Annotated in this window: 21 protein-coding genes, 1 tRNA gene and 1 pseudogene; 14 read left to right on the forward strand and 9 right to left on the reverse strand. The window is 63.3% G+C overall.

The window, feature by feature from the left end:
- Positions 1–106 precede the first annotated feature (106 nt).
- The 3 genes from BLT75_RS01095 to cysS form a co-directional block, all read right to left on the reverse strand.
- The gene (locus BLT75_RS01095; protein WP_093026856.1) at positions 107–889 is read right to left on the reverse strand and encodes a squalene/phytoene synthase family protein; all 783 of its coding nucleotides are present in this window, start codon (positions 887–889) and stop codon (positions 107–109) included.
- Positions 886–2,517, reverse strand: a complete 1,632-nt coding sequence (cimA, locus tag BLT75_RS01100) for a citramalate synthase (RefSeq protein WP_093026857.1) — start codon at positions 2,515–2,517, stop codon at positions 886–888. The genes BLT75_RS01095 and cimA overlap by 4 nt, the downstream gene beginning before the upstream one ends.
- A 93-nt stretch (positions 2,518–2,610) precedes the next feature.
- Positions 2,611–4,008 (reverse strand): cysteine--tRNA ligase, encoded by a 1,398-nt coding sequence (cysS, locus tag BLT75_RS01105; RefSeq protein ID WP_093026858.1) that lies wholly within the window; start codon positions 4,006–4,008, stop codon positions 2,611–2,613.
- A 257-nt stretch (positions 4,009–4,265) separates the two neighbouring features.
- On the opposite strand from cysS, the pseudogene BLT75_RS01110 reads away from it, so the two are divergent.
- Both BLT75_RS01110 and BLT75_RS01115 read left to right on the forward strand, forming a co-directional pair.
- Positions 4,266–5,483, forward strand: a pseudogene (locus BLT75_RS01110) (pyridoxal phosphate-dependent aminotransferase).
- Positions 5,484–5,717: 234 nt separating this feature from the next.
- Positions 5,718–7,262 carry a trimethylamine methyltransferase family protein gene (locus BLT75_RS01115; protein WP_093026859.1) on the forward strand — a complete coding sequence of 515 codons (1,545 nt, stop codon included), beginning with the start codon at positions 5,718–5,720 and terminating at the stop codon, positions 7,260–7,262.
- Between the two features lie 375 nt (positions 7,263–7,637).
- Here BLT75_RS01115 and BLT75_RS01120 read toward each other — a convergent pair whose 3' ends face one another.
- Complete coding sequence (locus tag BLT75_RS01120; protein WP_093026860.1) at positions 7,638–11,285, reverse strand: vitamin B12-dependent ribonucleotide reductase; 3,648 nt, start codon at positions 11,283–11,285, stop codon at positions 7,638–7,640.
- Positions 11,286–11,813: 528 nt separating this feature from the next.
- Between BLT75_RS01120 and BLT75_RS01125 the strand changes: the two genes are divergently transcribed.
- Positions 11,814–12,260, forward strand: a complete 447-nt coding sequence (locus BLT75_RS01125) for a hypothetical protein (protein WP_143028493.1) — start codon at positions 11,814–11,816, stop codon at positions 12,258–12,260.
- Positions 12,261–12,263: 3 nt separating this feature from the next.
- Here the strand turns inward: BLT75_RS01125 and BLT75_RS01130 are convergent.
- The 4 genes from BLT75_RS01130 to pdxH form a co-directional block, all read right to left on the reverse strand.
- A tRNA-Pro gene (locus BLT75_RS01130) sits at positions 12,264–12,340 on the reverse strand.
- A gap of 43 nt (positions 12,341–12,383) precedes the next feature.
- Positions 12,384–12,809, reverse strand: a complete 426-nt coding sequence (locus BLT75_RS01135) for a DUF192 domain-containing protein (RefSeq protein WP_245706311.1) — start codon at positions 12,807–12,809, stop codon at positions 12,384–12,386.
- 51 nt (positions 12,810–12,860) lie between these two features.
- On the reverse strand, positions 12,861–13,388 hold the full coding sequence (locus BLT75_RS01140) for a cold-shock protein (protein ID WP_093027313.1): 528 nt from the start codon (positions 13,386–13,388) through the stop codon (positions 12,861–12,863).
- 120 nt (positions 13,389–13,508) lie between these two features.
- A complete protein-coding gene (gene pdxH, locus BLT75_RS01145; protein WP_093027315.1) occupies positions 13,509–14,114 on the reverse strand; it encodes a pyridoxamine 5'-phosphate oxidase in 606 nt (201 codons plus the stop codon).
- Between the two features lie 135 nt (positions 14,115–14,249).
- Here pdxH and fabI point away from each other — a divergent pair, with 135 nt between their 5' ends.
- The 6 genes from fabI (at position 14,250) to BLT75_RS01175 (ending at position 20,802) form a co-directional block, all read left to right on the forward strand.
- On the forward strand, positions 14,250–15,056 hold the full coding sequence (fabI, locus tag BLT75_RS01150) for an enoyl-ACP reductase FabI (protein ID WP_093026863.1): 807 nt from the start codon (positions 14,250–14,252) through the stop codon (positions 15,054–15,056).
- A gap of 5 nt (positions 15,057–15,061) precedes the next feature.
- On the forward strand, positions 15,062–15,577 hold the full coding sequence (gpt, locus tag BLT75_RS01155; protein WP_093026864.1) for a xanthine phosphoribosyltransferase: 516 nt from the start codon (positions 15,062–15,064) through the stop codon (positions 15,575–15,577).
- 67 nt (positions 15,578–15,644) lie between these two features.
- Entirely contained in the window at positions 15,645–16,820 is a 1,176-nt protein-coding gene (locus BLT75_RS01160; RefSeq protein WP_093026865.1) for an aminotransferase, read from the forward strand.
- Positions 16,821–16,910: 90 nt separating this feature from the next.
- Positions 16,911–18,755, forward strand: a complete 1,845-nt coding sequence (locus tag BLT75_RS01165; RefSeq protein ID WP_093027317.1) for a peptidylprolyl isomerase — start codon at positions 16,911–16,913, stop codon at positions 18,753–18,755.
- An 11-nt stretch (positions 18,756–18,766) separates the two neighbouring features.
- Entirely contained in the window at positions 18,767–20,278 is a 1,512-nt protein-coding gene (gene trpE / locus BLT75_RS01170; protein WP_093026866.1) for an anthranilate synthase component I, read from the forward strand.
- Positions 20,278–20,802: a HutD/Ves family protein gene (locus BLT75_RS01175; protein ID WP_093026867.1), complete on the forward strand. Its 525-nt coding sequence runs from the start codon at positions 20,278–20,280 to the stop codon at positions 20,800–20,802. The genes trpE and BLT75_RS01175 overlap by 1 nt, the downstream gene beginning before the upstream one ends.
- A gap of 60 nt (positions 20,803–20,862) precedes the next feature.
- Here BLT75_RS01175 and BLT75_RS01180 read toward each other — a convergent pair whose 3' ends face one another.
- On the reverse strand, positions 20,863–22,299 hold the full coding sequence (locus tag BLT75_RS01180) for a divergent polysaccharide deacetylase family protein (RefSeq protein ID WP_093026868.1): 1,437 nt from the start codon (positions 22,297–22,299) through the stop codon (positions 20,863–20,865).
- A 163-nt stretch (positions 22,300–22,462) separates the two neighbouring features.
- Here BLT75_RS01180 and BLT75_RS01185 point away from each other — a divergent pair, with 163 nt between their 5' ends.
- From BLT75_RS01185 to BLT75_RS01205, 5 genes are read left to right on the forward strand one after another with little or no spacing between them, the layout of a single operon-like run.
- The gene (locus tag BLT75_RS01185; protein ID WP_093026869.1) at positions 22,463–23,044 is read left to right on the forward strand and encodes an anthranilate synthase component II; all 582 of its coding nucleotides are present in this window, start codon (positions 22,463–22,465) and stop codon (positions 23,042–23,044) included.
- A complete protein-coding gene (gene trpD / locus BLT75_RS01190) occupies positions 23,041–24,060 on the forward strand; it encodes an anthranilate phosphoribosyltransferase (RefSeq protein ID WP_093026870.1) in 1,020 nt (339 codons plus the stop codon). The genes BLT75_RS01185 and trpD overlap by 4 nt, the downstream gene beginning before the upstream one ends.
- Positions 24,057–24,869 (forward strand): indole-3-glycerol phosphate synthase TrpC, encoded by an 813-nt coding sequence (gene trpC, locus BLT75_RS01195; RefSeq protein WP_093026871.1) that lies wholly within the window; start codon positions 24,057–24,059, stop codon positions 24,867–24,869. Before trpD ends, trpC begins: the two co-directional genes overlap by 4 nt.
- On the forward strand, positions 24,869–25,342 hold the full coding sequence (gene moaC, locus BLT75_RS01200) for a cyclic pyranopterin monophosphate synthase MoaC (RefSeq protein ID WP_093026872.1): 474 nt from the start codon (positions 24,869–24,871) through the stop codon (positions 25,340–25,342). The genes trpC and moaC overlap by 1 nt, the downstream gene beginning before the upstream one ends.
- Entirely contained in the window at positions 25,339–26,508 is a 1,170-nt protein-coding gene (locus BLT75_RS01205) for a molybdopterin molybdotransferase MoeA (RefSeq protein ID WP_093026873.1), read from the forward strand. Before moaC ends, BLT75_RS01205 begins: the two co-directional genes overlap by 4 nt.
- The last annotated feature ends 52 nt before the right edge of the window (positions 26,509–26,560 follow it).

Raw genomic sequence — 26,560 nt, forward strand, 5'->3', positions numbered from 1 at the left:
TTTCAGGTGGAGTCCGCTTGTGTTTCCCAACCGGGTGTATCGCCGCGTTTCGGCTTCTTTCTGGTCGAAAATACTCCGGAGCGCGAGGCGGAGCCTCGCAAGAATCCTACCAGCGGCCGGTTGCGGCCTGCAAGGCCAGGCGCAGGTGGCGCGAAAAGGGGCTGAGGCCCAGGTCTCCGGCTGCAACCCGTGCAGGGGTTCTCTGCACAAGCCGCAGGATCGCCTTGCTCTGCCACCCGGCCAGCAAGGCAGCACGGGCGGGGCGCGATATGGCATCTCGCCTGCGGCGGGCCCGCGCCAGGCGATCAAGCCCCTGTTCGGCAAGTTCACGCACCGCTTCGGCACTCCCGTCCAGCAGCGGGATGCGCCCGCGCGCCTCAAGCTCGGGAATGGCCCGGAACCAGTTGGCCAGTCCCATAGCAAATCCATAGTCGCGCACAACCGACTCATCCGTCGGTCCCAGACTGCTCGCCGCCGCCCAGAGCAGGGTGCCCGCGCTTTCGTCGATATAGCGGGTGAACTCCGCCGGATCCTCGAACGGTTCGCGATAGATATCCCAGCGCCGGACCGCCACGAATGCATCGAGCCGCGCCGCGGTTTCAGGCGCAAGAACGCGAGAAAGCGGCGTGACGACCTCATGCCGTCGCACAGTCTCCCCGCGGGCAATCTCCTCCAGCGCGTCGCGCCACCATTGCAGGCGCATCTCGGCGATCATCGGCTCTGCCGTGACCCAGGGCGCACGCGCCACCTCGACTGCCAGCGCATGGAACGGGAACAGCACGCGTCGCGCCGCCACCGGGGCTGCCATGGCGGCGGCAAACCGGTCGGGATCGGCGCGCTGCACCAGCGCCGCGCAGGCGGTCAGGTCATCGTCGAAACCTGCGCTCACTCCGCCGCCGCCTCCCGCCCTGCGCAATCGCGCAAGAGCTTCCACTGGATCGCGTCCAGCAGCGCCTCGAACGAGGCGTCGACGATGTTGGCGCTTACCCCCACGGTGGACCAGCGCCGCCCCTTGCCATCCTCGCTGTCGATGATGACGCGGGTCACCGCCTCGGTGCCGCCCTGGGTGATGCGCACCTTGAAATCGACCAGCTTCATGTCGCTCAGGATCGCGGAATATCGCCCCAGATCCTTGGCCAGCGCCTTGTAGAGCGCGTTGACCGGGCCGCGGTCGCTGCCGCTTTCATCCAGCGACTCGCTGACCGAAAGCAGCTTTTCGCCGTCCACCTTCACCACGACCACCGCCTCGGACAGGCTGACCATGCGGTTGTACTTGTTCTTGCGCCGCTCGACCGTGACCTTGTAGCGCTTGACCTCGAAGAACTCGGGCATCTGGCCCAGTTCGCGCCGCGCCAGCAGTTCGAAACTGGCCTGCGCGGTGTCATAGGAATAGCCCTCGTCCTCGCGCAGCTTGATCTGCTCCAGGATGCGCCCCAGCGCAGGGTCGCCGGGTGCGACGCTCAGCCCCGCATCGGTCAGCCGCTTGCGAAGGTTCGACTGGCCGGCCTGGTTCGACATCGGGATGATGCGCTCGTTGCCCACCAGCGCCGGGTCGACATGTTCATAGGTGGAGGGATCCTTGAGGATGGCGCTGGCATGCAGCCCCGCCTTGTGGGCAAAGGCAGACGAGCCGACATAGGGCGCCTGTTTCACCGGCACCCGGTTCAGGATATCGTCGAGCATCCGGCTGATCCGGGTCAGGTCGGCCAGCGCCTCGGGGCTGACACCGGTCTCGAACCGGCTCGCATAGGGGTCCTTCAACAGAAGCGTCGGGATGATCGAGGTCAGGTTGGCATTGCCGCAGCGCTCGCCCAGCCCGTTCAGCGTGCCCTGGATCTGGCGGGCGCCCGCCATCACAGCGGCCAGAGAACAGGCCACCGCCTGGTCGGTGTCGTTGTGGCAATGAATGCCCAGCCGGTCACCGGGGATACCGGCGGCGATCACCTCGCCCACCACGCGGGCCACATCGGCGGGCATGGCGCCGCCATTGGTGTCACACAGCACGATCCAGCGCGCACCTGCCTCCAGCGCGGCGCGGCAGACCTCCAGCGCATAAGCGGGATTGTCGCGATAGCCGTCAAAGAAATGCTCGGCATCGAACAGCGCCTCGCGTCCCTGTGCCACCAGATGCGCCATCGAGGCGCGGATGTTCCCGGTATTCTCGCCCAGGTCGATCCCCAGCGCATGGGTCACGTGATAATCATGCGCCTTGCCCACCAGGCAGACCGCGCCGGTGCCCGCGTTCATCACGGCGGCCAGCACATCGTCGTTCTCCGCCGAGCGGCCCGACCGTTTGGTCATGCCGAATGCGGTGAGACGCGCCCGCGTGGCCGGGGCCACCTCGAAAAACGCGCTGTCGGTCGGGTTCGCCCCCGGCCAGCCACCTTCGATGTAATCGACCCCGAGACTGTCGAGCGCCTGGGCGATGCGCACCTTCTCGGCGGTCGAGAATTGCACGCCCTGCGTCTGTTGCCCGTCGCGCAGGGTGGTGTCGTAGAGATAGAGGCGCTCACCCATGCCGCGGTTCCTGCTTCTTTCTGGTCCAAAATACTCCGGGGTCCGGGGCAGCGCCCCGGTCCGACGAAGGCCACCCTTGGGCAAAAACGAAGATCATGCCAACCCCTCCAACTTGGCCGGATCAAATTCATCGGTAGGTTCGGCCTCAGGTCCGGCATGACTTACCGAAAGTTTCAAGCCGCAGGCTTCGATACGCTGCTTTAAAGCGTCGGCTTCCGCATATTTTTTGGCACTGCGTAAATCCTGCCAACGCCTGAGCAATGGGTCTAGGCGATCAAGGAAATCCGGCATGTTCGAAACCGCCGACGAGAACGCGGCTTCGCGGAACCATTCAACCGTCTCAGCGTCTGGAAGACCCAACAATCTCATAGACGCTTTCAATGCACTGGCTTCACTTCTCGCAGCCATTCCGTGCATTTCAGCGATAACGCCTGAAGTATTTAGATCATTGGACAAAAGCTCTATCACTACCGCTGGTGCTGCCGCGTCGGCGCACGTACCATCCGTGATGCTGAACCATGTCTTCAAGGTTTGTCGCGCCTCGCGCGCCTTCTTCTCGGTCCAGTCCATCGGCTTGCGGTAATGTGTCGACAGGAACACGAAGCGGATCACCTCGCCCGGGATGCCCTGATCCAAGAGGTCGCGAACGGTAAAGAAGTTGCCCAGCGACTTGGACATCTTCTTGCCCTCGACCTGCAACATCTCGTTGTGCAGCCAGACATTCGCAAAGCGGCCCTCGGGATGGGCGCAGCAGCTTTGCGCGATCTCGTTCTCGTGATGCGGGAACATCAGGTCGTTGCCGCCGCCGTGGATGTCGAAGGACGCGCCCAGCAATTCATAGCTCATGGCCGAGCATTCGATATGCCAGCCGGGCCGCCCCCGGCCCCAGGGGCTGTCCCAGCCGGGCAGATCGGCGCTCGACGGTTTCCACAGCACGAAATCCATCGGGTTCTTCTTGTAGGGCGCCACCTCGACCCGCGCGCCTGCGATCATGTCATCGACCGACCGGCCCGAGAGCTGGCCGTAATGCTCTTTCCACGAGTCGACGGCAAAGAGCACATGCCCCTCGGCCTCGTATGCATGGCCCTTGGCGATGAGGTCTTCGATCATCGCCACCATCTGCGGAATATATTGCGTGGCGCGCGGCATGTGGTCGGGCTCCAGCGCGCCAAGAGCTGCCATGTCATCGAGGAACCATTGCGTGGTCTCGGCGGTGATGTCACCGATGGGCCGGCCGCTTTCGGCTGCGCGGGCGTTGATCTTGTCGTCCACGTCGGTGAAATTGCGCACATAAGTGACGTGATCCGCGCCATAGACATGCCGCAGCAGTCGGTAGAGCACGTCGAACACCACCACGGGCCGCGCGTTGCCCAGATGCGCCCTGTCATAAACCGTGGGACCGCAGACATACATGCGCACATTGTCGGGGTCGATCGGCGCGAATTCCTCTTTCCTCCGCGTCCTTGTGTTGTGCAGCTTGATCGTCGTCATCGGGTCTTGTCCTCAACAGCATGCGGCAGGCGCTTGTCAGCGCGGGCTTAGCAACTTGTCTCAGCGAAGAAAACGACGAATGACCAGCCCGCGATCGGATCAGCGGGAAATGCAGCAGATAATGATGCGAATGGTGCGGGTCATGCCAGCGTCCTAGCACGTGTCAGGATTTTCGCCAACACGGAAAACCGGGGAACGATTGACAAGCCGAAGCAGCTCTGCCCCTCTCTGCCGGGAACGCGGGCAGAGGACGGATCATGAGACTATCACGTCGTATTACTGGTCTTACTGGGGGCGGCCCGGACGGGTGGGACCTGTTCCTGCGCGCCCGGCGGATGATCGCCGAAGGCATCGCCGTGACCGAACTGACCATCGGCGAACATGACACGCGCACCCATGGCTCGATTCTCGATGCCATGGATCGGTCGGCGCGCAGCGGCCACACCGGTTACGCCATGGTGCCAGGCACCGCGCTGCTGCGCGATACGGTTGCTGCAAGGGTGCAGGAGCGCACCGGACAGCGCACGACCCGCGACAACGTGCTGATAACGCCCGGAGGTCAGGCCGCCCTGTTCGCCGCCCACAGCGCCGCCTGTGACCCTGGAGATACGGCGCTCTTCATTGATCCCTATTACGCCACATATCCGGGAACAATTCGCGGCGTAGGTGCCCTGCCGCGCGCGGTGAGCGCCCGGGCCGAGGACGGGTTCCAACCTCAGGTCACGGCCCTGATGGCCTAGGCAGGCGGCGCGGTGTCGCTGCTCGTCAACTCGCCCAACAATCCCACAGGCGTGGTTTACAGCCGCGAAACGCTGGAAGGTATTGCCCATGTCTGCCGGGAACACGATCTCTGGCTGATCTCGGACGAGGTCTATGACACCCAGGTCTGGGAAGGCGTGCACCTGTCCCCCCGCGCCCTGCCCGGAATGGCCGAGCGCACGCTGGTGATCGGCTCGATGTCGAAATCCCACGCGATGACCGGGTCGCGCTGCGGTTGGATCGTGGGGCCGGAGGAGGCAATCGCGCATCTTGTCACGCTGGCCACACACACCACCTATGGCGTGCCGGGATTCGTGCAGGACGCGGCGGTCTTTGCCTTGGGTGAAGGACGGGAATTCGAAGAGGAAATCGCCGCTCCCTTCCGTCGTCGCAGAGACCTGGCGCAACGAATCCTGGCGGGCCAGAATGCCGTCCGTCTCAGCCCGGCACAGGGAGCGATGTACCTGATGCTGGATATCCGGGCGACGGGCCTTTCGGGAGACGCGTTCGCCAACGCGCTGCTTGATGCCCATCATATCGCCGTGATGCCGGGAGAAAGCTTTGGTCGGGCGGCCAGTGGCCATATCCGGGTGGCCATGACAATTGGCGATGACGCTTTTGCCCATGCACTTCGGACACTCTGCCATTTTGCCACGCAATTGGCATCCGAACGGAGTTCGCGCCGGACCCCTTCCGACCCGACCGTGCCTCACTGAATTTGTGCGCATGGCATCTGCGACCTTCTGGTCGCAAACAGGACAGAATGCGTTGGCACGCGGTGTACCGTCTCGCTAATTGGGAGAGAAGGCCACATGCAAGGCGAACGCAGCAAGATCTGCCTGGTCAGCCGCACCATCGGTGCCGATCGCGGTCGCGCGGCGCGCGGACGACCCGTGCTGGTCTGAGAACAGACCAGACCCTCAGATCCTTTCGTACCGGAAATCCAGAAAATGAACGAAGAGCCTCGTATTTCTCCCCGCTCCGGCGGTCGTGCCGCCCGTCGTGCCGCCCGCGCCTCGGCCCTGCCCGACCATCTGCGCCCCATTCGCCCCGGCATGTCGGGCGGTACGCTGAACGTGCTCAGCCAGCAGGACATGGAGCGCATCCATAATGCGGCGCTGGATGCGCTGGAACGGATCGGCCTGGCCGATGCCCCGCAAAGCGGCATCGACTATCTGACCGCAGCCGGCTGCACCCTGGGTGACGATCGCCGCATCCGCTTCCCCCGCGCGCTGGTCGAGGACACGCTGGCCCGCGCCAACCGCTCGGTCACGCTCTACAGCCGCGACGGCAAGACCGATCTGGACCTGTCGGGCACCCGCGTCCACTACGGCACCGCAGGGGCCGCTGTTCACATGGTCGATGTCGAGGGGCGCGAATACCGCGATTCGACGGTGCAGGACCTGCACGATGCCTCGCGCATCTGCGAACAACTGGACAATATCCATTTCGTGCAGCGCCCGATGGTCTGTCGTGACATTCCCGACAACCGCGACATGGACCTGAACACGGTCTATGCCTGCTGCGCGGGCACGTTCAAGCATGTGGGCACCTCGTTCACCGATCCGTCCTATGTGAAACCCGCCATCGAGATGCTGCACCTGATCGCCGGGGGCGAGGACAAATGGCGGGAGCGGCCCTTCGTTTCGAACTCCAACTGTTTCGTCGTGCCGCCGATGAAATTCGCCACCGAATCCTGTCTGGTGATGGAGGAATGCATCAAATACGGCATGCCCGTACTGCTGCTCTCGGCCGGCATGGCAGGGGCGACCGCGCCTTCGACCGTTGCTGGCGCCATCGTTCAGGCGGTGGCCGAATGCCTGGCTGGTCTGGTTTACGTAAACGCCGTAAAGCCCGGCGCCCCGGCAATTTTTGGCACCTGGCCCTTCGGCCTGGACCTGCGGACGGGGGCGATGACCGGCGGGTCCGGCGAACAGGCGCTGCTGACCGCGGGCTGCGCCCAGATGCACCGGTTCTACGACTTGCCGGGCGGCGCGGCGGCCGGCATCGCCGACAGCAAGCTGCCCGACATGCAGGCCGGGTGGGAGCAGATGTGTTCGAACGTGATGGCCGGGCTCTCGGGCCTCAACATGGTCTACGAGGCAGCCGGCATGCACGCCTCGCTCCTGGGTTTCTGCCACGAAAGCCTGATCCTGTCGGATGACCTGATCGGCCAGGCCCTGCGCTGCGTGCGCGGCATCGAAGTCAATGACGAAACTTTGGCCGTGGACCAGATCGCACAGGTCTGCCTGGGCGGATCGGGCCACTACCTGGGCACCGACGCGACGCTGAGCCGGATGCAGATGGACCACGTCTACCCCACCTATGGTGACCGGACCTCGCCCAAGGAATGGGCCGAGATCGGCAAGCCCGACCTGGTGGCCAAGGCAAAGGCGCGCAAGGAACAGATTCTGGCCGAGCGTTCGCCAGCCCGTTTCGATCCGGTGACCGACGCCGCGATCCGGGCAAGGTTCAACATTTACCTTCCGGCGTAACGCTCGGATTTCAAATGATTACCACGCCCGCTTGCGGGCGTGGCCGCGGGTGTAAGCACGCCTTGGCCCCCACAGAAAAAAGGGGGCCGAAGCCCCCTTTCCAGTTTCGCGATCCAGGCTCAGTTCGTTGACCGCCCGGTTTTTCTGCCTGCGGCCTGGACGCGTCTGGGGCGAGCGCACCCGCCCCGTGATCGAGTGAGGGGGCTGGTCACCCCGCCGCACCCGGGACCCGGCAGCCCCAACAGGTGGAGCCGTCGGCTGGAACGCCGGGCGCGGATGGGCCGCGCCGCCGGTTCCGGATCTCGTCGGGGCCGGATTTCCGAGGGAAACCCCGGCCCCTACACGCCCCGGTGGGGCGCGATCTTTTTCCTGCGCTTACGAACAACCGCTTGTCGAACCGCAGGTGTTGCACTTCATGCAGGTGCCGTTGCGCACCAGCGTGTAATTGCCGCATTCGCCGCAGGCCTCGCCCTCGTAGCCCTGCATGCGGGCCTTGGTGCGAGCATCCATTCCGGTCACGGTGCCGGTGCTCAGCGCCGTGACCGTCACCGTCGCGGTGCCGGTTTCGGGCACGAGCGTCTGAAGGGCGGCCAACGGATCGCCGCCGTTCAGGGCACCGCCGTTCAGCACCACCAACTCCTGGGGCAGGCGCTTGCGCAGATAGCCGGTCGAGCTGATCTGTTTCAGTACCTCCAGCGATTTCGAGGCCGCGGTTTCGGTCACCGGCGTGACGTTGGACACACCCTCTTCCTCGCCCCGGCCAATGTCGTCGAAGGTCGCGCCCTCGGGTTTGACATGCGCCAGGTCTGTGCGGTCGAGATAGCTGACCGCCAGTTCCCGGAATACGTAGTCGAGGATCGAGGTCGCGTTCTTGATTGAGTCGTTGCCCTGCACCATGCCCGCCGGTTCGAACTTGGTGAAGGTGAAGGCGTCGACGAACTCTTCCAGCGGCACACCGTATTGCAGGCCCACGGACACCGCGATGGCAAAGTTGTTCATCATCGCCCGGAACCCGGCGCCTTCCTTGTGCATGTCGATGAAGATCTCGCCCAGGCTGCCGTCGCCATATTCGCCGGTGCGCAGGTACACCTTGTGCCCGCCGACGATGGCCTTCTGGGTGTATCCCTTGCGGCGGTGCGGCAGCTTTTCGCGGTGGCTGCGGATCACTTCCTTGACCACGACCTTTTCGATCACCTTCTCGGCCAGCACCGCGGCCTTTTCGACCGGCGTACCGCTCTCCAGCACCTCGGCGGCCTCATCGTCATCCTCGACCAGAGCGGCCGCCAGCGGCTGGCTCAGCTTGGAGCCGTCGCGGTAAAGCGCGTTGGCCTTGACCCCCAGCGACCAGCTCAGCTCGTACGCCTTCTGGCAATCCTCGATGGTGGCGTTGTTGGGCATGTTGATCGTCTTGGAGATCGCGCCCGAAATGAAGCTCTGCGCCGCCGCCATCATGGTGATGTGACTGTCCACGCCCAGGAACCGCTTGCCCTTCTTGCCGCAGGGATTGGCGCAATCGAAGATCGCGTAATGCTCCTTGGCCAGATGTGGCGCGCCTTCCAGCGTCATGGTCCCGCAAACGTGATCGTTGGCGGCTTCGATATCCTTTTTCGAGAAACCGAGATGACGCAGCAGGTCGAAGGTGGGGTCGTTCAGCTTGGCGTCGGGGATCCCCAGCACCTGGGTGCAGAACTCCTGTCCCAGTGTCCACTGGTTGAACACGAAGCGGATGTCGAAGGCCGACTCCAGGGCCGCATCGACCTTGCGCAACTCGTTCGGGCCAAACCCGTGACCGGTGAGCGAGGTATGGTTGATCCCAGGCGCATTGCCGATCGAGCCATGGCCAACGGCATAGGACACGATTTCCTCGATCTGGGCACTGGAATAACCGAGATGCTCCAGCGCGGCCGGAACCGAGCGGTTGATGATCTTGAAATACCCGCCGCCGGCCAGTTTCTTGAACTTGACCAGTGCGAAATCGGGTTCGATGCCGGTGGTGTCGCAATCCATCACCAGGCCAATGGTGCCGGTGGGCGCAATCACTGTAGTCTGTGCGTTGCGATAGCCGTTCTTCTCACCGAGGCTCAGCGCCTCGTCCCAGGCGGTCATCGCCAGTTCGACCAGACGGTTGTCCGGGCAATTGGCGTGGTCCAGCGGCACCGGCTTGACGCTCAGCTTTTCATAACCATTGGCCTTGCCATAGGCAGCAGCCCGATGGTTGCGGATCACCCGCAGCATATGTTCGGCATTGCGCTGGTAACCGGCGAACGGCCCCAGTTCCCCGGCGATCTCGGCCGAGGTGGCGTAGGCGACACCGGTCATGATCGCGGTCAGCGCGCCACAAAGCGCCCGCCCCTCGTCGCTGTCATAGCCATACCCCATGTTCATCAGGAGCCCGCCGATATTGGCATAGCCCAGACCCAGGGTGCGGAAATCATAGGACAGTTGGGCGATTTCCTTGGACGGGAACTGCGCCATCATCACCGAGATTTCCAGCGTCAGCGTCCACAGGCGGATCGCATGCATGTACTCGTCTGCCTGAAACTCACCGTCCTTCAGGAAGGTCAGCAGGTTCATCGAGGCCAGGTTGCAGGCGGTGTCGTCGAGGAACATGTATTCCGAGCATGGGTTCGAGCCGCGGATCGGACCATCCTCGGGGCAGGTGTGCCATTCGTTTACGGTATCGTGGAACTGAATGCCCGGATCGGCGCAGGCCCAGGCGGCATGGCCGACCTTTTCCCACAAGTCGCGGGCCTTGACGGTCTTGGCAACCTTGCCATCAACGCGGTTGATCAGTTCCCAGTCGGCATCCTTTTCGACCGCTTTCAGGAAAGCGTTGGTCACGCGGATCGAATTGTTCGAGTTCTGGCCCGAAACCGAACTGTAGGCTTCGCTGTCCCAATCGGTGTCATAGGTGGGGAATTCGATGCTGGTATGGCCCTGCTTGGCATAGTCCAGCACCCGCTTGATATAGGTCTCGGGGATCGCAACCTTCTTGGCCTCGCGGATCGCGGCCTTCAGCCCCTCGTTGGCGTTGGGGTCGTATGCATCCGCCTCGGCCCCGTCCCATGACCGGATCGCGGCGAAGATGCCGTTCAGCATCTTTTCGTGCATCTTCGAGCCGGCCACGATGCTCGCGACCTTCTGCTCTTCGATCACCTTCCACTGGATGAACTGCTCGATATCGGGGTGGTCTGCATCGACGATCACCATCTTGGCCGCGCGCCGCGTGGTACCGCCCGACTTGATCGCGCCGGCCGCGCGGTCGCCGATCTTGAGGAAGCCCATCAGGCCCGAGGACTTGCCGCCGCCCGACAGTTTCTCGCCTTCGGCGCGCAGGTGGCTGAAGTTGGTGCCGGTACCCGAGCCGTACTTGAACAGCCGCGCCTCGCGCACCCAAAGGTCCATGATGCCGCCATCGTTCACCAGATCGTCGCTAACCGACTGGATGAAACAGGCATGCGGCTGGGGATGTTCATAGGCGCTGTCGGATTTGGTCAGCTTGCCGGTCTTGTAATCGACATAGTGGTGCCCCTGGGCCGGGCCATCGATGCCATAGGCCCAGTGCAGGCCGGTGTTGAACCACTGCGGGCTGTTCGGCGCGGCGCGCTGGGTCGCCAGCATGTAGCGCATCTCGTCGTAATAGGCGCGTGCATCCTCTTCGGTCGAGAAATAGCCACCTTTCCAGCCCCAGTAGGCCCAAGCGCCGGCAAGGCGGTCGAATACCTGTTTCGACGAAGTCTCTCCGCCCATCTCGGCATCATCATCGGCGACCGAACGCCAAAGGAACTCGGGCACGCCCTTTTCGCGCACCTTCTTCAACCGGCTGGGAACGCCCGCCTTACGGAAATATTTCTGCGCGATCACGTCGCTTGCGACCTGGCTCCAGTCGTCGGGGACCTCGATGTCGTCAAGGCGGAACACGATGCTGCCGTCCGGATTGCGGATCTCGGACGTCGCCGAGACGAACGCCAGGTCCGCATACGCATCCTGCCCTGCTTTCGTGAACTTTCTATCGATCTTCATATCCCCAGCCCCTGGTCTTGTTGTTCCGTCCCGGCCCTTTGGCCTGCATCTGTCACCGGGCCTCTGGCCCACGCCGGCCGGCTCAAAACCTCCCCCGCGACTGCATCGGCGATACAGCTGCGTTCCATAAGGAGCTGGTTGGTTGTCAGTCGTCCCATCTGTGCGACGCCCTGGCTTCAATACCAGATTTAGTGGCGCAACACCCGGCCCACACAATCTGACGTATGGACCCATAGAAGGTCAACGATCATTTTACGTCTTTGAGGGAAACTTTTCCATTGACCACATCCTCCGGTTATCCCTCGGTTTGATGTCTTGCGATTCCTCCACAGATTATGCACAGGCAATTGCTGCGCTGTTGCAAATGACCGCAAACGGATTTCCGATTTTTCGCAGGACTGTTAGGTGGCTTTCTTGAATTTATTGAACGCTCCATTTCTGCGGCGCAGCGTCCGGAATCGCCTCGCGGTCGATCTGGAAATGAAATAGACTCTTTCGCAAACTAGGTACGGAAGCCGAGAAATCGACGTGATCGATGTGCATAGAATCCTGTTGTTGGTACCGATTGCCGTTGCAGCATGCACACAAGATGTAGCGGAGATGCATACGGCTGCCCGATTCCGCAGCGAACCGTTGGCCCTGGCGGAGGGTTTCGAATCTGCCTGTTCGGATCCCAGCGAATCCTTCCTTCGTCCAGACAGACATACTGCGCAGTGCTGGATCTACCTGCCGCCCGATGTCACCGCCGCGCTCATCCTGGCGCATGACGGTACGCATGAGAACCTGCCTCGCCTGGTTCTTCAGATGCATACAACTCCGCTGCCGGACGGGTCCTACCGTGTTGACCTTGAGAATTTTCTGAACGTGCCCCAAAACTCGGGGCCGGCACGCCGGATCGTTTATGACGATCCCGGTAGCCGTCGCAGCATGGCACGCATGCTCGACGAACTCGGCGGAGAACCCATCTCGAACTGAAAGTGGTCGGGGCGGCGAGATTCGAACTCACGACCCCCTGTACCCAAAACAGGTGCGCTACCAGACTGCGCCACGCCCCGGACCGTGCGTCTTCCTAACGGTGTGTTCGGGATTTGAAAAGCCCTAACAAGGCCAAACCGCAGGGCCCTGCGAAAAAACCGGATGCCGCATCTCGCTGCCTGCCATTATGCCGTAGTGGTCTGCGAGACCGCCGTTGATTTCGAGAACGGCAAATACCCCGTCGCCGCCGGCAATCGGCGTTTCGTCATGGGGAACCGCGTTCGCATGTATCCGTGTGACCGTGCCCGAGGAATCGACAAAGATCATGTCGAGCGGAATCAGGGTATTCTTCATCCAGAACGCGACCCTTTGTGGACGCTCGAATACAAAAAGCATACCCGCTTGCAGTGGCAGGCTTTCACGAAACATGAGACCGCGTGATCGGTCCTGAGGAGACGCGGCCAGTTCGATTTCGAAACTCAGTTCAGAGATTTCCGTCCTGATATGGACGATGTCTTCACGGCAGGCTTCGGTCGCCGAAACCGGCATCGCCAGCAACAGTCCCGCCAGCACCAGAATTGCACGCCACATCGCTCGCCCCTAGTCCTTGATCGCCGCTTCCCAGGCCAAGACCTCGGCTGCCATCTTGCCGCGTTTTCCGTCGATCACGCGCATCGCAAGCGCCTCGCCGGGTTGCAATTCGGACAGTCCCGACTGCCGCAGAACCTCGATATGCAGAAACACATCCTCGTTGCGGCCGAACACATTGGCAAAACCGAAGCCCTTGCTTTTGTCGAACCACTTGACGCGCGCCGGTTCCAACGGAGCGGTCTTGATCGTCTCGAGATCCAGTTCCGCAAAATCGGAAAGCACCACGTGTTCCGAACGTTCGGGTGGTATGATCGAGAAGATTTCCACCGCCTGCACGCCTCTTTCCGTACGGTGCGCGTTCAACTCGATCTGCGCGCCATCCGCAACCGAGCTTTGCCCGAAATTCCGAAGCACGTTCACATGCAGCAGAATGTCCGGCCCACCCTCATCGGAGACCACGAACCCGTAGCCCTTGGTCGGGTCGAACCATTTCACGCGACCCCGCACTTGACACATGTTACCCAGATCTTCGGCCACTTCGTTTCCATCGTGGTTGGTTGAATTTTTCAGACCCTTGGTGTGCCGGATTTCCGACCCGATTTTCAAGCGAAAATATACCTCATATTTCAGGTATTTGCATTTCACGTTACGTGAGCTTCAAGGGTTCAGGCGCTGAATTTCCCACTTGTCACCGGGCTGGGCGCGGCGCCATGCAAAGCGATCATGCAACCGGAAAGCACCGTCGGCCCAGAACTCTATTTCTACCGGAACCAATCGGAATCCCCCCCAGAATGGCGGCCGTGGCGGATTGGGTCCCTTTGCGGCAGTAACCTTTGCGACTTCGGCCATCAGGGCGGCACGGCTCGACAGTGGCCGGGATTGCCGGGAAGCCCAGGCCCCCAGCCGGCTCTTGAGCGATCGCGACGCATAATAGTCGTCCGCCTGCGGCCCGTCCTCGCGCGAGATAAGGCCCCGAACCCGAACCTGCCGCCGCAGCGATTTCCAGTGCATCACAAACGCCGCCTTGCCTGCGCCGTCCAGTTCCCTGGCCTTGGCGCTTTCGTAGTTCGTGTAGAAAACGAAGGCATCGGCCTCGATATCCTTCAGCAACACCATACGGACATTGGGCAGCCCATCGGCGTCCACCGTAGCCAGGGCGATGGCATTCGCATCGTTCACCTCGGTTCGTTCAGCCTCGGCCAACCAGGACCGCGCTATGGCAAACGGATCATCGCCGGCAAAAATGCCAGATCTGTCACTCATATCCATCCCCTAGAACAAGCTATGGCAAAGCCTAGGCGGTCTTCTGCCCCCCGGCAAGAGCGCTCACCCTTGAAGCGTTAAGTCCGATGGCATAAACCACAATCTCATGACGCGACGAGAGGCGGAGAACCGAACATGTCAAATCAGTTGATGGCCGGCAAACGCGGCCTCATCATGGGGCTGGCCAACGACAAGTCCATTGCATGGGGGATCGCCAAGGCACTCTCCGACGCGGGCGCGGACCTGGCGTTTTCTTATCAGGGCGAGGCGCTCAAGAAACGGGTTGACCCGCTGGCCGCGCAATTGGGCAGCGAAATCGTTCTGCCCTGCGACGTGGGCGACGAAAGCTCGATCGACGCGCTGTTCGCGACGCTGGCCGAAAAATGGGGCAAGCTCGATTTCGTGGTTCATGCCATCGGCTTCTCCGACAAGAACGAACTGCGCGGCCGGTATGTCGACACCAGCCGCGCCAATTTCAGCCTGACCATGGATATTTCGGTGTTTTCCTTCACTGCCGTCATGAAACGCGCCGAAAAGCTCATGACGGAAGGCGGCAGCGCCGTGACACTGACCTATTACGGTGCCGAGCAGGTCATGCCGCACTATAACGTGATGGGTGTGGCCAAGGCGGCGCTGGAGGCCTCGGTCCGTTACATGGCCGAGGATCTTGGCAAGGACGGGATCCGCGTCAACTCGATCAGCGCCGGGCCGATCAAGACCCTGGCTGCCAGCGGCATCGGCGATTTCCGCTACATCATGAAATGGAACGAATACAACTCGCCGCTGCGTAGGAATGTTACCATCGAAGATGTGGGCAAATCCGCCCTCTATCTGCTCAGCGACCTCAGTTCGGGCGTCACCGGCGAGAACCTGCATGTCGACAGTGGCTATCACATCGTCGGGATGAAGGCGGTCGACGCTCCCGACATCGACAAGGGATGACAGCCATGAGCGCCAAGGACACGCACCGCCTGCCCCACGAAAAGGGTTTTCACATAAGCTGGGACCAGATCCACCGCGACAGCCGGGCGCTGGCCTGGCGGCTGGATGGCCAGGGCCCCGACAACGGCGCATGGCGTGCGGTCGTGGCGATCACCCGTGGCGGCATGGCCCCGGCGATGATTGTCAGCCGGGAGCTGGACATCCGCACCGTCGACACGATCAGCGTGAAGTCCTATCACCATCAGGCGCAGGGGCAGGCGCAGGTTCTGAAGGCGCCCGATGCCGGTCTGATGCGGGACGGCGAAGGGGTCTTGATTATCGACGACCTGGTGGATAGCGGCAAGACGCTGGAGCTGGTGCGCGAAATGTATCCCAAGGCGCATTTCGCGACCGTCTATGCCAAGCCCAAGGGCCGGCCGATGGTGGACACGTTCATTACCGAGGTCAGCCAGGATACCTGGATCTTCTTCCCTTGGGACATGGCGCTGCAATATGTCGAACCCTACCGGGGAACCGATTGAACGCACCCGGATCACGCGCCCCGCAGGGCGCGTTTCCATCCCAAAGGCCACAGACAGGGCAGCCCCGATGACCCAGACCCGCACCGCGACCACTTTCGCCCCTCCGGTGATGGAGGCGCGGCGCTGGCTCGAGGGCGTCAGCTTCCCGCCCGACCGACCGTTGATCAATGTCAGCCAGGCGGCCCCGGTCGAGCCGCCGCCGCAGGCATTGCGGCAGGCAATGGCAGACTTCGCCCTGACCGAGGATTCAGCGCATCTCTACGGCCCGGTTCTGGGCAATCCCGACCTGCGCGCCGAACTGGCGCGCCAGATCTCGGATCATTATGGCGGGCCGGTCACGGCGGCACAGGTGGCGATCACCTCGGGCTGCAACCAGGCGTTCTCGGCAGCGATTGCTGCGATCACCGGCGAAGGGGATGAGGTGATCCTGCCCACCCCCTGGTATTTCAATCACAAGATGTGGCTCGACATGGCCGGTGTCCGGGCGGTGCCGCTGCCAACTGGCTCCGATCTGCTGCCCGACGTGCAGGCCGCGCGCGAGCTGCTCACCCCGCGCACCCGCGCCATCGCGCTGGTCACGCCGAACAATCCCGGCGGAGTCGAATACCCTGCCGATCTGGTCGGCGCCTTTTTCGACTTGGCCGTCGAACACGGGCTGCGTCTGTTGGTGGATGAAACCTATCGCGATTTCGACAGCCGTTCCGGTGCGCCGCATGACCTGTTCACGCGCCCGGATTGGGACAAGACGCTGGTCCATCTCTATTCCTTCTCCAAGGCCTACCGCCTGACCGGCCACCGCGTCGGCGCCCTGGCGGCGGATCCGGCGCTGTTGGCCGAGATTGAGAAATTCCTCGACACTGTCGCGATCTGCCCCGGACAGATAGGACAGCATGCCGCTCTTTGGGGCATGCGGAACCTCGGTCAGTGGGTGGCGGGTGAACGGGACGAGATTCTCGACCGGCGGGCGGCGATCCTCGACGGGATGCCCGCGCTCGAAGCGCAAGGCTGGAAACTGCTGGGGCTGGGCGCCTATTTCGCCTATGTCGAGCATCCGTTCGACATCCCTTCGGACGAATTGGCGAAACGCCTGGTGCGCGAGGCGGGTGTGCTTCTGCTGCCTGGAACCATGTTCATGCCCGAAGGCGACACCGCCGGAACTAGACAGTTGCGCATCGCCTTTGCCAATCTCGACCGCGCGGGAATAGGGCAACTGTTCGACCGGCTTTCCACAATCCGCATCTGACCTTGCCCACCGGTGCCGCCCGGCGTATTCAGTGCGGCAATCAACGAGGCATGGCAGAACCGCCAGACCAAGCCGCAACAAGGGGGCGACATGGCCGCACGCGTCAAGAGCTTATCGAGAACCTTCGTCTGGATCCTCATGGGTCTGTTGATGGCCGGCCTTGCCGGGTTTGGAGCCGTGAACCTGAGCGGTACGGTCCGCACGGTGGCCACCGTGGGCGACGAGACGATCAGCGTCGACGACTATGCCCGCGAACTGCAGCGCGAGATTCGCGGCATCGAGGCGCAGACCGGCCAAGCCCTGCAAATGAGCCAGGTGCGCGACCTGGGGATCGACCAGAATGTGCTGGCCCGCCTGGTGGCTATTGCAGCTCTCGACAACGAGGTTGCCGGTCTGGGGGTCTCGATCGGCGACGAGAACCTGCGCAAGGAGATCGTCCAGATCCCGTCCTTTCAGGGTGTCGACGGCAAGTTCGATCCCGAAGGCTATCGCTTTGCGCTCGACAACGCCGGGCTGAGCGAGGCCGAGTTCGAAGCCGATCTGCGCCGCGAATCGGCGCGCACCCTGGTTCAGGGCGCCATCATGGGTGGGCTTGCCATGCCCGAGACCTATGCCGAGACCCTTGCCCGGTTTGTCGGTGCCCGCCGCAGTTTCACCATGGCGACCGTTACCCCTTCGACGCTGGACGAACCGATAGCCGAACCCACTGACGCCGAGGTCGAAGCCTATTACGCCGAGCATCCCGAGCGGTTCATGCTGCCGCAGACAAAGCGTATCACTTATGCCCTGCTCTCGCCGGAGATGCTGCTCGACAGCGTCACGCTCGACGAGGGCGCGGTCCGGCGGCTCTATGAAAGCCGGGAAAGCGAATACCACCAGCCCGAGCGCCGCCTGGTCGAGCGCCTGGTCTTTGCCGACGACGAGGCCGCGGCAAGCGCCAAGGCACAGCTGGAGGTCGGTGGAACCACGTTCGAGCAACTGGTTCAGGGCCGTGGCCTGCAACTGTCGGATGTCGATCTTGGTGACATGACCGCCGCCGACCTGGGCGCGGCTGCCGAAGCGGTCTTTGCGGCGGTCGTCGGCGATGTGGTGGGTCCCTTCCCGACGGATCTGGGGCCGGCCCTGTTCCGGGTCAATGGCACACTGGACGAACGCATCACCAGCTTTGAAAGCGTCGAGGGCGAATTGCGCGATGAACTGGCCGGCGAACAGGCCCGCCGCCAGATCGAGGCACAGGCCGAAACGCTGAACGACATGCTCGCTGGCGGCGCCACGCTCGAGGAACTGGCGCGGGAAACCGGAATGGAACTGGCACAGATCGACTGGGTCAATGACAGTTCCGAAGGGGTTGCCGCCTATTCCGGCTTCCGCGATGCCGCGACCGAGGTAACGGCCGAGGATTTCCCCGAGATCCGCTTTCTCGAAGACGGATCCGTCTTTGCCTTGCGCCTGGACGAAGAACTTTCCCCGCGCCCCGAACCGCTGGAAAGCGCGGGCGACCGCGTGGCCGCCGCCTGGATCGCGAACGAGACCGCGAAGGCGCTTGCAGACAAGGCCGCAACCATGGTGACGCGCCTGGCGACCGAAGGCGATTTCACGGCCCTCGGCCTGCCCTACCGGGTCGAGAACGCCCTGACCCGCACCGCCTACATCGACGGCACTCCGGTCGATTTCATGGAGCAGGTTTTTGCCATGGAGCCCGGAGATCTCAAGGTTATTGCCGGCACCGATGCAGCCTTCATCGTGCGTCTTGACGAGATCCTGCCCCCCGCCGAAACCGAGGAACTGGCGCAGATGAAACAGGCCCTCACCGCACAGATGAGCCAGGCGCTGGCCCAGAACATCTTTGATATCTATGTCCGTGACGCCCAGACCCGCGCCCAGCCCATGCTGGACCAGAGGGCGTTGAATGCGGTCCAGACAAGTTTCCAGTAAGGGGCCACACCATGGCGCTCACCCCTGATTTCGAAACCTTCGCCCGTGCTTACGAGGCCGGCGAGAACCAGGTCGTTTACACGCGACTGGCCGCGGATCTCGATACGCCGGTGTCGCTGATGCTCAAGCTGACCGGCGCGCAAAAGGACGCCTTCATGCTCGAATCCGTCACCGGTGGCGAGGTGCGCGGGCGCTATTCGATCATCGGGATGAAACCGGACCTGGTCTGGCGTTGCCACGGGGCCACGTCGTCGCTCAACCGGTCGGCCCGGTTCGACCCTGACGCGTTCGAGGTCCAGGACGGCAATCCGCTGGCCAACCTGCGGGCGCTGCTGGCGGAAAGCCGTATCGCCCTGCCCGAGGACATGCCCCAGGCCTCGGCGGGTCTTTTCGGATATCTCGGCTATGACATGGTGCGTCTGGTCGAACATCTGCCCGACGTGAACCCGGACCCGCTGGGCCTGCCCGATGCGGTGATGATGCGGCCTTCGGTCGTTGCCGTGCTGGACGGGGTCAAGGGCGAGGTTGCGGTGGTCTCTCCGGCCTGGGTTAGCGACGGGCAGTCTGCGCGTGCCGCCTATGCGCAGGCGGCAGAGCGGGTGATGGACGCGGTGCGCGATCTGGAACGCGCCATGCCCGGCGAAAGCCGCGACCTGGGCGAAGCGCATGAGGCCGCGCCGCCGGTATCGAACTTCACCAAGGAGGGCTACAAGGCGGCGGTCGAGAAGGCCAAGGAATACATCCGCGCCGGCGACATCTTTCAGGTTGTGCCGGCGCAGCGCTGGACGCAGGAGTTTCCGCTGCCGCCCTTCGCGCTCTACCGGTCGCTGCGGCGTACCAACCCCTCGCCCTTCATGTTCTATTTCAACTTCGGCGGTTTTCAGGTGGTGGGCGCCAGCCCCGAAATCCTGGTGCGCGTGTTCGGGCAGGAGGTTACGATCCGCCCGATCGCCGGCACTCGCCCGCGCGGCGCCACACCCGAAGAGGATCGCGCGCTCGAGGCCGACCTGCTGGCGGACAAGAAGGAACTGGCCGAACACCTGATGCTTCTGGATCTGGGCCGCAACGATGCCGGTCGAGTCAGCAGGATCGGCACCGTGCGCCCGACCGAGAAATTCATCATCGAGCGCTATTCCCACGTCATGCATATCGTGTCGAACGTGGTGGGCGAACTGGCCCCGGACAAGGACGCGCTCGACGCCTTCTTCGCCGGCATGCCCGCGGGGACGGTCAGCGGCGCGCCGAAGGTGCGCGCGATGCAGATCATCGACGAGCTGGAACCCGAGAAGCGCGGCATCTACGGCGGAGGCGTGGGCTATTTCAGCGCCGGTGGCGACATGGACATGTGCATCGCCCTGCGCACCGCGATCGTGAAGGATCGCAAACTCTATATCCAGGCCGGTGGCGGCGTGGTTTATGACAGCGACCCCGAGGCCGAGTTCATGGAAACCGTGCACAAATCCAACGCCATCCGGCGCGCGGCGGCGGACGCGGCGCGGTTCACCGGCAGCGGCAACCGCTGATGCGGGTGCTGGACCCGCTCACCCTGGCTTCCGTTCCCTGGCGGAACGGTGGCGGTGTGACACGGGAGATCGCCGGCAATCCGCCGCTTTGGCGGCTCAGCCTGGCTGATGTGGCCAGCGAGGGGCCATTTTCGGTGTTTGCCGGGCTCCGACGGATCCTGACGGTGATCGAGGGCGCCGGGATGGAGCTGCATTTCGAACAGCGGACAGAACAGGCGCGGTTCGGCCAGCCTCTGAGCTTTTCGGGGGACGAGCCGATCGCCGGCAGGCTCCCCCACGGCCCGGTGCGTGACCTGAACCTGATATTCGATCCGGGTCAGGTCATCGCCTCGGTCGCGCCGGTCAGCGGTCCGCGTACCCTGCCCGTCTATACAGACGAGGTCGCTCTCCATGTTCTGAGCGGCCGGGCCGGTTGCGACGGCATGGACGTGACGGGGGGCCGGATGATCCTGCACCGCACGGCGCCGCTCGAGCTCGACCACGATACTCTGGCGCTGCGCGTTACCGTGTCGCGCCGCCCCTGACCCTTCATCTTTTCCGGAATGCTCTCGCCGAAGGCATCGCGCCCAGGGGCGCGATATCCTCTACTGCACACCCCTGGTCAGCACTGCCGAAATCGGCGCAAGCGCGACCCGTTCCACGCGGTCCTGCAACCCCCAGAGCAGGAGCGCCGATATCGTGTCCGGTCTCACCCGGCCAAGCATCACCACCGCGCCTTCCTGGCCTGCGCGGAACGCGGCCTGATCCAGGAACCTGCGCATCACTGTCGGAGTCTGGCCAGCCCCGTCGAAATCGCGAAAAACCACCGCCGCCGGCACGCCGTCCCGTGCCGCGAGCTTATAGACGGTGTTGAGCCCGTTGTCCTGCGTCAGCAAACCACGCCCTGTGTCCGCCGCGATCGCCGTCACCTGGTCCGAAAGCTCCCGGTTGCCCTGAATGCCGGTCCCGGTTCCTTCCAGAATACCGACCGTCTCGGGCAATTTGTTCAGCCAGACCGACAGCGAGACTTCGGCGTCCTGGGCTGTCGCGGTCGCGGCCAGATCCGTAATCAGCAGGACCTCGCTTCCGGCCTCGCGATACCGCGCCATCTTGTCGGCGGCCTGCGGGTCATTCGGATCAAGCGCGAAACTCAGCGGGTAGGGAAAATCGCGCAAAGCCTCTCCGCCAAGCCCGTCCTCGTCGTCGATAAGAACGATCGACAAAAGCGGCTTGTCGTCGGGATTCTCGAAATGCGCGGCGAAGTCCTCGATCGGGCGCGGCGCCTTTCCAAGTGCCGCTTCGGACATCTTGTTGCGTTCCGTCAGGGGAATCACCGGAGTACCCACCTGCGGTGTGGACGTGGTGCTGTCGTCCCCGATCTGTGGCAGGGCGGCGATTCGAGGCGGCGTTTCCTCCTCGGCTTCGGGCGCTACTGCGGGTTGCGTGTCCGGCACCGGCGTCGCATCGGTTTCCGGCGCGCTTGCGATTGGGGCGCCTTCCTGGGCGGGTTGCGTGTCGCTCGCGGTTTCGACATCCGGCGCCGTTTCGGGCACCGATGGCGCCGTTGCCTGCTGGGGCGCAGGGGTCGCAGGGAACGTGGGTTGCACGGGGGCCGAGGTACTGATGGACGGTTCCGCGCTATCCTGCGGCGTCAAGGGAGCATCGGTTTTCGGCGAGGGTTCGACCGGTGCGATCGTATCGACGGAAACATCCGCCCCGGCGGCTTGCGCAGGTTCGTCGATCATGGAGGTGGCCGGGCCCACCACCGGTTTTTCGGGAGGTTGGGTATCGGCCTTGGACAGGGCAACGGATTCGCCCGCCTCTTTCGCATCCGGCTGGCGTGGCGCCAGTTCGACCAGATCGGCATCGCGCCCGATTCCTGAGACATTCCCGGTCTCGGACGGAGCATCCCCGCCCTGCGCCGCCGGAACGTCGCTTGCGACGTCGGGGCGCTTCGGCATCGGCGTGGACAGCGAAAGCCACACTCCGGCAATCACAATCAGGATTGCCCCCGTCAGGATACCTCCGAAATATCCGCCCATCTCGTGAAGCCTCTTTAGATTAGTCTTGTTTCTAGTTTTTGCCTGTTGCACCCGTCTGCCCTTGACGCTGCCGCGCAAGCCTGAACATGTAGGGGCGCGACCACTATAGCTTGGCTGGACCCCGTGCCACCAGCCCCTAATGCCCGACAGGACAAGGCCCAAGATGCTGCTCTTGATCGACAACTACGACAGTTTCACCTACAACCTCGTACATTATCTGGGCGAACTGGGCGCCGAGATCGAGGTGCGCCGGAATGACGCGCTGGATGTGCAGGAAGCGATGGCCCTGCGGCCTGCGGGAATCCTGCTGAGCCCCGGCCCCTGCGATCCGGATCAAGCCGGCATCTGCCTGGCACTGACCCAGGCGGCCGCAGAAACGCGCACCCCCCTGTTGGGCGTCTGCCTGGGGCACCAGACAATCGGCCAGGCGTTTGGCGGCAAGGTCGTGCGCTGCCACGAGATCGTGCACGGAAAGATGGGCAAGATGCATCATACCGGAAAGGGCCTGTTTGCAAGCCTGCCCTCGCCCTTCGAGGCGACGCGCTATCACTCGCTGGTGGTCGAACGCGAAACCCTTCCGGAGTGCCTTGAAATCACCGCCCAACTGCAAGACGGCACGATCATGGGCCTGCAGCACAGGGACCTGCCCATTCACGGGGTGCAGTTCCACCCTGAATCGATCGCCTCCGAGCACGGGCATGCCCTGCTGAAGAACTTCCTTGACACGATGAAGGCTCCGGCATGAGCGACGCGCTGAAGCCATTGATCGGCGCTGCTGCCGACCGTCCGCTGAGCCGGGCCGAGGCCGAGGCGGCCTTTACCATCCTGTTCGAAGGCGAGGCGACGCCCAGTCAGATCGGCGGCCTGCTGATGGCGCTCAGAACGCGTGGCGAAACGGTCGACGAATATGCCGCCGCCGCCGCCGTGATGCGGGCCAAGTGCAATGCCGTAATCGCGCCCGAGGGCGCGATGGATATCGTGGGCACCGGCGGCGACGGCAAGAACACCTTGAACATTTCGACCGCCACTGCCTTCGTCACCGCTGGCGCAGGCGTGGTGGTGGCCAAGCACGGCAACCGCAACCTGAGTTCCAAATCGGGCACGGCAGACCTGCAGTCACAGATGGGGATCAACGTGATGGTTGGCCCGAAAGTGGTTGAAAAGGCACTGAAAGAGGTCGGTATCGGCTTCATGATGGCGCCCATGCACCATCCGGCCACGGCCCATGTAATGCCGACGCGCACCGAACTGGGCACACGCACCATCTTCAACATTCTCGGGCCGCTGACCAATCCGGCCGGTGTCAAGCGTCAGCTCACCGGCGCGTTTGCCCGGTCGCTGATCCGGCCCATGGCCGAAACGCTGGGCGTGCTCGGGTCGGACCGCGCCTGGTTGGTGCATGGCTCGGACGGAACCGACGAGATGACGATCACCGGCATCACCTGGGTTGCCGCGCTGGAAGACGGTCAGGTCAAGGAGGTCGAGTTGCACCCCGAAGACGCTGGCCTGCCCGCGCACCCGTTCGAGGCAATCATTGGCGGCACGCCCGAGCAAAACGCAACCGCGTTTCGCGCGTTGCTGGCCGGTGCGCCCTCGGCCTATCGCGATGCGGTGCTGCTGAACGCCGCTGCCGCCCTGGTGGTGGCCGAAACCGCCAGCGATCTGCGCGAAGGCGTTGCAATGGCGGCCGAGAGCATCGACAGCGGCAGGGCCCGCGCAAAGGTCGAAGCACTTGCCCGCATTACACAGGAACCCGCATGACCGAGACTATCCTGGACAAGATCAAGACCTACAAGCTTGAAGAAGTGGCCGCCGACAAGGCCCGTGTACCGCTCTCGGCGGTTGATGCCGCGGCACGCGATGCCGGGCCTGTGCGCGGCTTCGCCAAGGCGTTGTCGCGCGCCACCCGCACCGGTTATGGCCTGATTGCCGAAATCAAGAAGGCCAGCCCGTCCAAGGGATTGATCCGACCCGACTTCGAGCCGCCCGCACTTGCCCGCGCCTATGCTGCAGGCGGTGCAACCTGCCTTTCCGTGCTGACCGACACCCCCAGTTTCCAGGGAGCAAAGGAGTATCTGCCCGCTGCCCGCTTGGCCTGTAACCTGCCGGCTTTGCGCAAGGATTTCATGTACGACCCCTATCAGGTCGTCGAGGCGCGCGCCCTGGGGGCCGATTGCATCCTGATCATCATGGCCTCGGTGGATGACGCACAGGCCGCAGAGCTGGAACAGACCGCTATCGACTGGGACATGGACGTGTTGATCGAGGTCCATGACGAGGCCGAGCTGGAACGGGCCGCAAGGCTGGAAAGCCCGCTGATCGGGATCAACAATCGAAATCTCAAGACTTTCGAGACCTCACTGGATACCACGCGCCGGCTTTCGAAGCTGGTCCCCCCCGACCGAATGATCGTTTGCGAAAGCGGGCTGAACACGCCTGCGGACCTGGCGGACATGGCACGCTATGGCGCGCGTTGCTTCCTGATCGGCGAAAGCCTGATGCGGCAGGACGATGTCGCGGCGGCCACGCGGTCCCTGCTGGCGGAGCCGCTGATGCCGGGGGCAATGTGATGGCGCTGACCCATTTCGATGCCAAGGGCGATGCGCATATGGTCGACGTGTCCGACAAGGCGGTCACGGACCGGGTTGCCGTCGCCCGCGGCCATGTCGAGATGGCGACCGAGACGTTTACCCTGATCTCGGAAGGCCGCGCCAAGAAGGGCGACGTGCTGGGCGTGGCCCGGCTGGCGGGGATCATGGGCGCCAAGAAGACCCCGGACCTGATACCGCTGTGCCACCCCTTGCCGGTGACCAAGGTCGCGGTCGAACTGACCCTCGACCCCGATTTGCCGGGGGTCCAGATCGAGGCGACGGTCAAGACCACCGGGCAGACCGGGGTCGAGATGGAGGCGCTGACGGCGGTATCCACCGCGGCGTTGACGGTTTACGACATGGTCAAGGCCGTCGATAAGGCGATGCAGATCGGCGGCATCCGCGTTGTCCTGAAGGATGGTGGAAAATCAGGACGTTACGAGGCTAAATGATTACGGTCGAAGAAGCGCGGAAACTGCTGCTGGGGCTGGTTTCTCCACTGGACAGCGAAGATGTGCCGCTGGCCGAAGCCGCCGGGCGGGTCCTTGCCGAAGATGCCGCGGCGACGCGGGATCAGCCACCGTTCGCCGCCTCCTCCATGGACGGCTATGCGCTCCAATCCGCCGAGGTCGAGCGCCATGCCATGTTCAAGGTCATCGGCGAAGCCGCCGCCGGGCACCGGTTCACCGGAACCGTCCGCGCCGGTCAGGCCGTGCGGATATTCACCGGCGCCCCGGTTCCTGAAGGGGCCAATTTCGTGGTGATTCAAGAGGATGTCAAGCGCAAGGGTGACCTGATCACCATCACCGACGATCCAGGCACCAAGCCCAACATCCGTCCGGCGGGGGCCGATTTCCGTGTCGGTCAGACGATTTCGGCACCGCGCGTCTTGCGGCCCGAAGACATCGCCTTGCTCGCCGCGATGAACAGACCGTTCGTGCGTGTCTACCGCAAACCGGTTATCTCTCTGATCTCGACAGGCGACGAGTTGGTGATGCCAGGCGGCACGCCCGGCCCTGACCAGATCATTGCCTCGAACACCTTCGGTCTCAAGGCGCTGTTCGAAGGCAAGGGCGCGCATGTGCGATTGCTGCCGATCGCCCGCGACACCCACGGTTCGCTCAGGACTGCGCTCGGTCTGGCCGAGGGATCAGACCTTGTGATCACCATCGGGGGGGCATCGGTCGGAGATCATGATCTGGTCGAGGACGTTGCCGCCGACCTTGGCATGGAACGTTCATTCTACAAGGTGCGCATGCGCCCCGGAAAACCTCTCATGGCCGGTCGATTGAACGGGCGCGCGATGGTCGGATTGCCCGGAAACCCGGTATCGGCAATGGTTTGCGGATATATCTTCGTGTTGCCGATGGTGCGGCGCATGCTGGGGCTGGAAACGGATGTGTCTTTCCAGCACGCGACCCTGGCGGAGTCTTTGCCGGCGAACGGACCGCGCGAGCACTACATGCGTGCCATGGTGGAAAACGGGCGGATTACCGCGTTCGGAGATCAGGACAGTTCGCTCCTGTCCATCCTTGCCCAGGCGAACGCCCTTCTGATGCGCCCGCCGAACGACCCTGCCCTGGATGCCGGAACCCAGGTATTCTACGTGCCTTTATAGGTTGCTCAGGCCGCTGTTGACACAAAACAGGAACATGCGTAGAACAAATGTA

The organism is Ruegeria marina, assembly GCF_900101475.1.
Taxonomy (GTDB): Bacteria; Pseudomonadota; Alphaproteobacteria; order Rhodobacterales; family Rhodobacteraceae; genus Ruegeria_B; species Ruegeria_B marina.

Bases quoted from the DNA above. Each gene is read 5' to 3' on its own strand.
- cimA (WP_093026857.1), bottom strand. From the start codon at position 2,517: ATGGGTGAGCGCCTCTATCTCTACGACACCACCCTGCGCGACGGGCAA.
- cysS (WP_093026858.1), bottom strand. From the start codon at position 4,008: ATGACGACGATCAAGCTGCACAACACAAGGACGCGGAGGAAAGAGGAA.
- BLT75_RS01115 (WP_093026859.1), top strand. From the start codon at position 5,718: ATGAACGAAGAGCCTCGTATTTCTCCCCGCTCCGGCGGTCGTGCCGCC.
- BLT75_RS01120 (WP_093026860.1), bottom strand. From the start codon at position 11,285: ATGAAGATCGATAGAAAGTTCACGAAAGCAGGGCAGGATGCGTATGCG.
- BLT75_RS01135 (WP_245706311.1), bottom strand. From the start codon at position 12,809: ATGCCGGTTTCGGCGACCGAAGCCTGCCGTGAAGACATCGTCCATATC.
- pdxH (WP_093027315.1), bottom strand. From the start codon at position 14,114: ATGAGTGACAGATCTGGCATTTTTGCCGGCGATGATCCGTTTGCCATA.
- fabI (WP_093026863.1), top strand. From the start codon at position 14,250: ATGTCAAATCAGTTGATGGCCGGCAAACGCGGCCTCATCATGGGGCTG.
- gpt (WP_093026864.1), top strand. From the start codon at position 15,062: ATGAGCGCCAAGGACACGCACCGCCTGCCCCACGAAAAGGGTTTTCAC.
- BLT75_RS01160 (WP_093026865.1), top strand. From the start codon at position 15,645: ATGACCCAGACCCGCACCGCGACCACTTTCGCCCCTCCGGTGATGGAG.
- BLT75_RS01165 (WP_093027317.1), top strand. From the start codon at position 16,911: ATGGCCGCACGCGTCAAGAGCTTATCGAGAACCTTCGTCTGGATCCTC.
- trpE (WP_093026866.1), top strand. From the start codon at position 18,767: ATGGCGCTCACCCCTGATTTCGAAACCTTCGCCCGTGCTTACGAGGCC.
- BLT75_RS01175 (WP_093026867.1), top strand. From the start codon at position 20,278: ATGCGGGTGCTGGACCCGCTCACCCTGGCTTCCGTTCCCTGGCGGAAC.
- BLT75_RS01180 (WP_093026868.1), bottom strand. From the start codon at position 22,299: ATGGGCGGATATTTCGGAGGTATCCTGACGGGGGCAATCCTGATTGTG.
- BLT75_RS01185 (WP_093026869.1), top strand. From the start codon at position 22,463: ATGCTGCTCTTGATCGACAACTACGACAGTTTCACCTACAACCTCGTA.
- trpD (WP_093026870.1), top strand. From the start codon at position 23,041: ATGAGCGACGCGCTGAAGCCATTGATCGGCGCTGCTGCCGACCGTCCG.
- trpC (WP_093026871.1), top strand. From the start codon at position 24,057: ATGACCGAGACTATCCTGGACAAGATCAAGACCTACAAGCTTGAAGAA.
- moaC (WP_093026872.1), top strand. From the start codon at position 24,869: ATGGCGCTGACCCATTTCGATGCCAAGGGCGATGCGCATATGGTCGAC.
- BLT75_RS01205 (WP_093026873.1), top strand. From the start codon at position 25,339: ATGATTACGGTCGAAGAAGCGCGGAAACTGCTGCTGGGGCTGGTTTCT.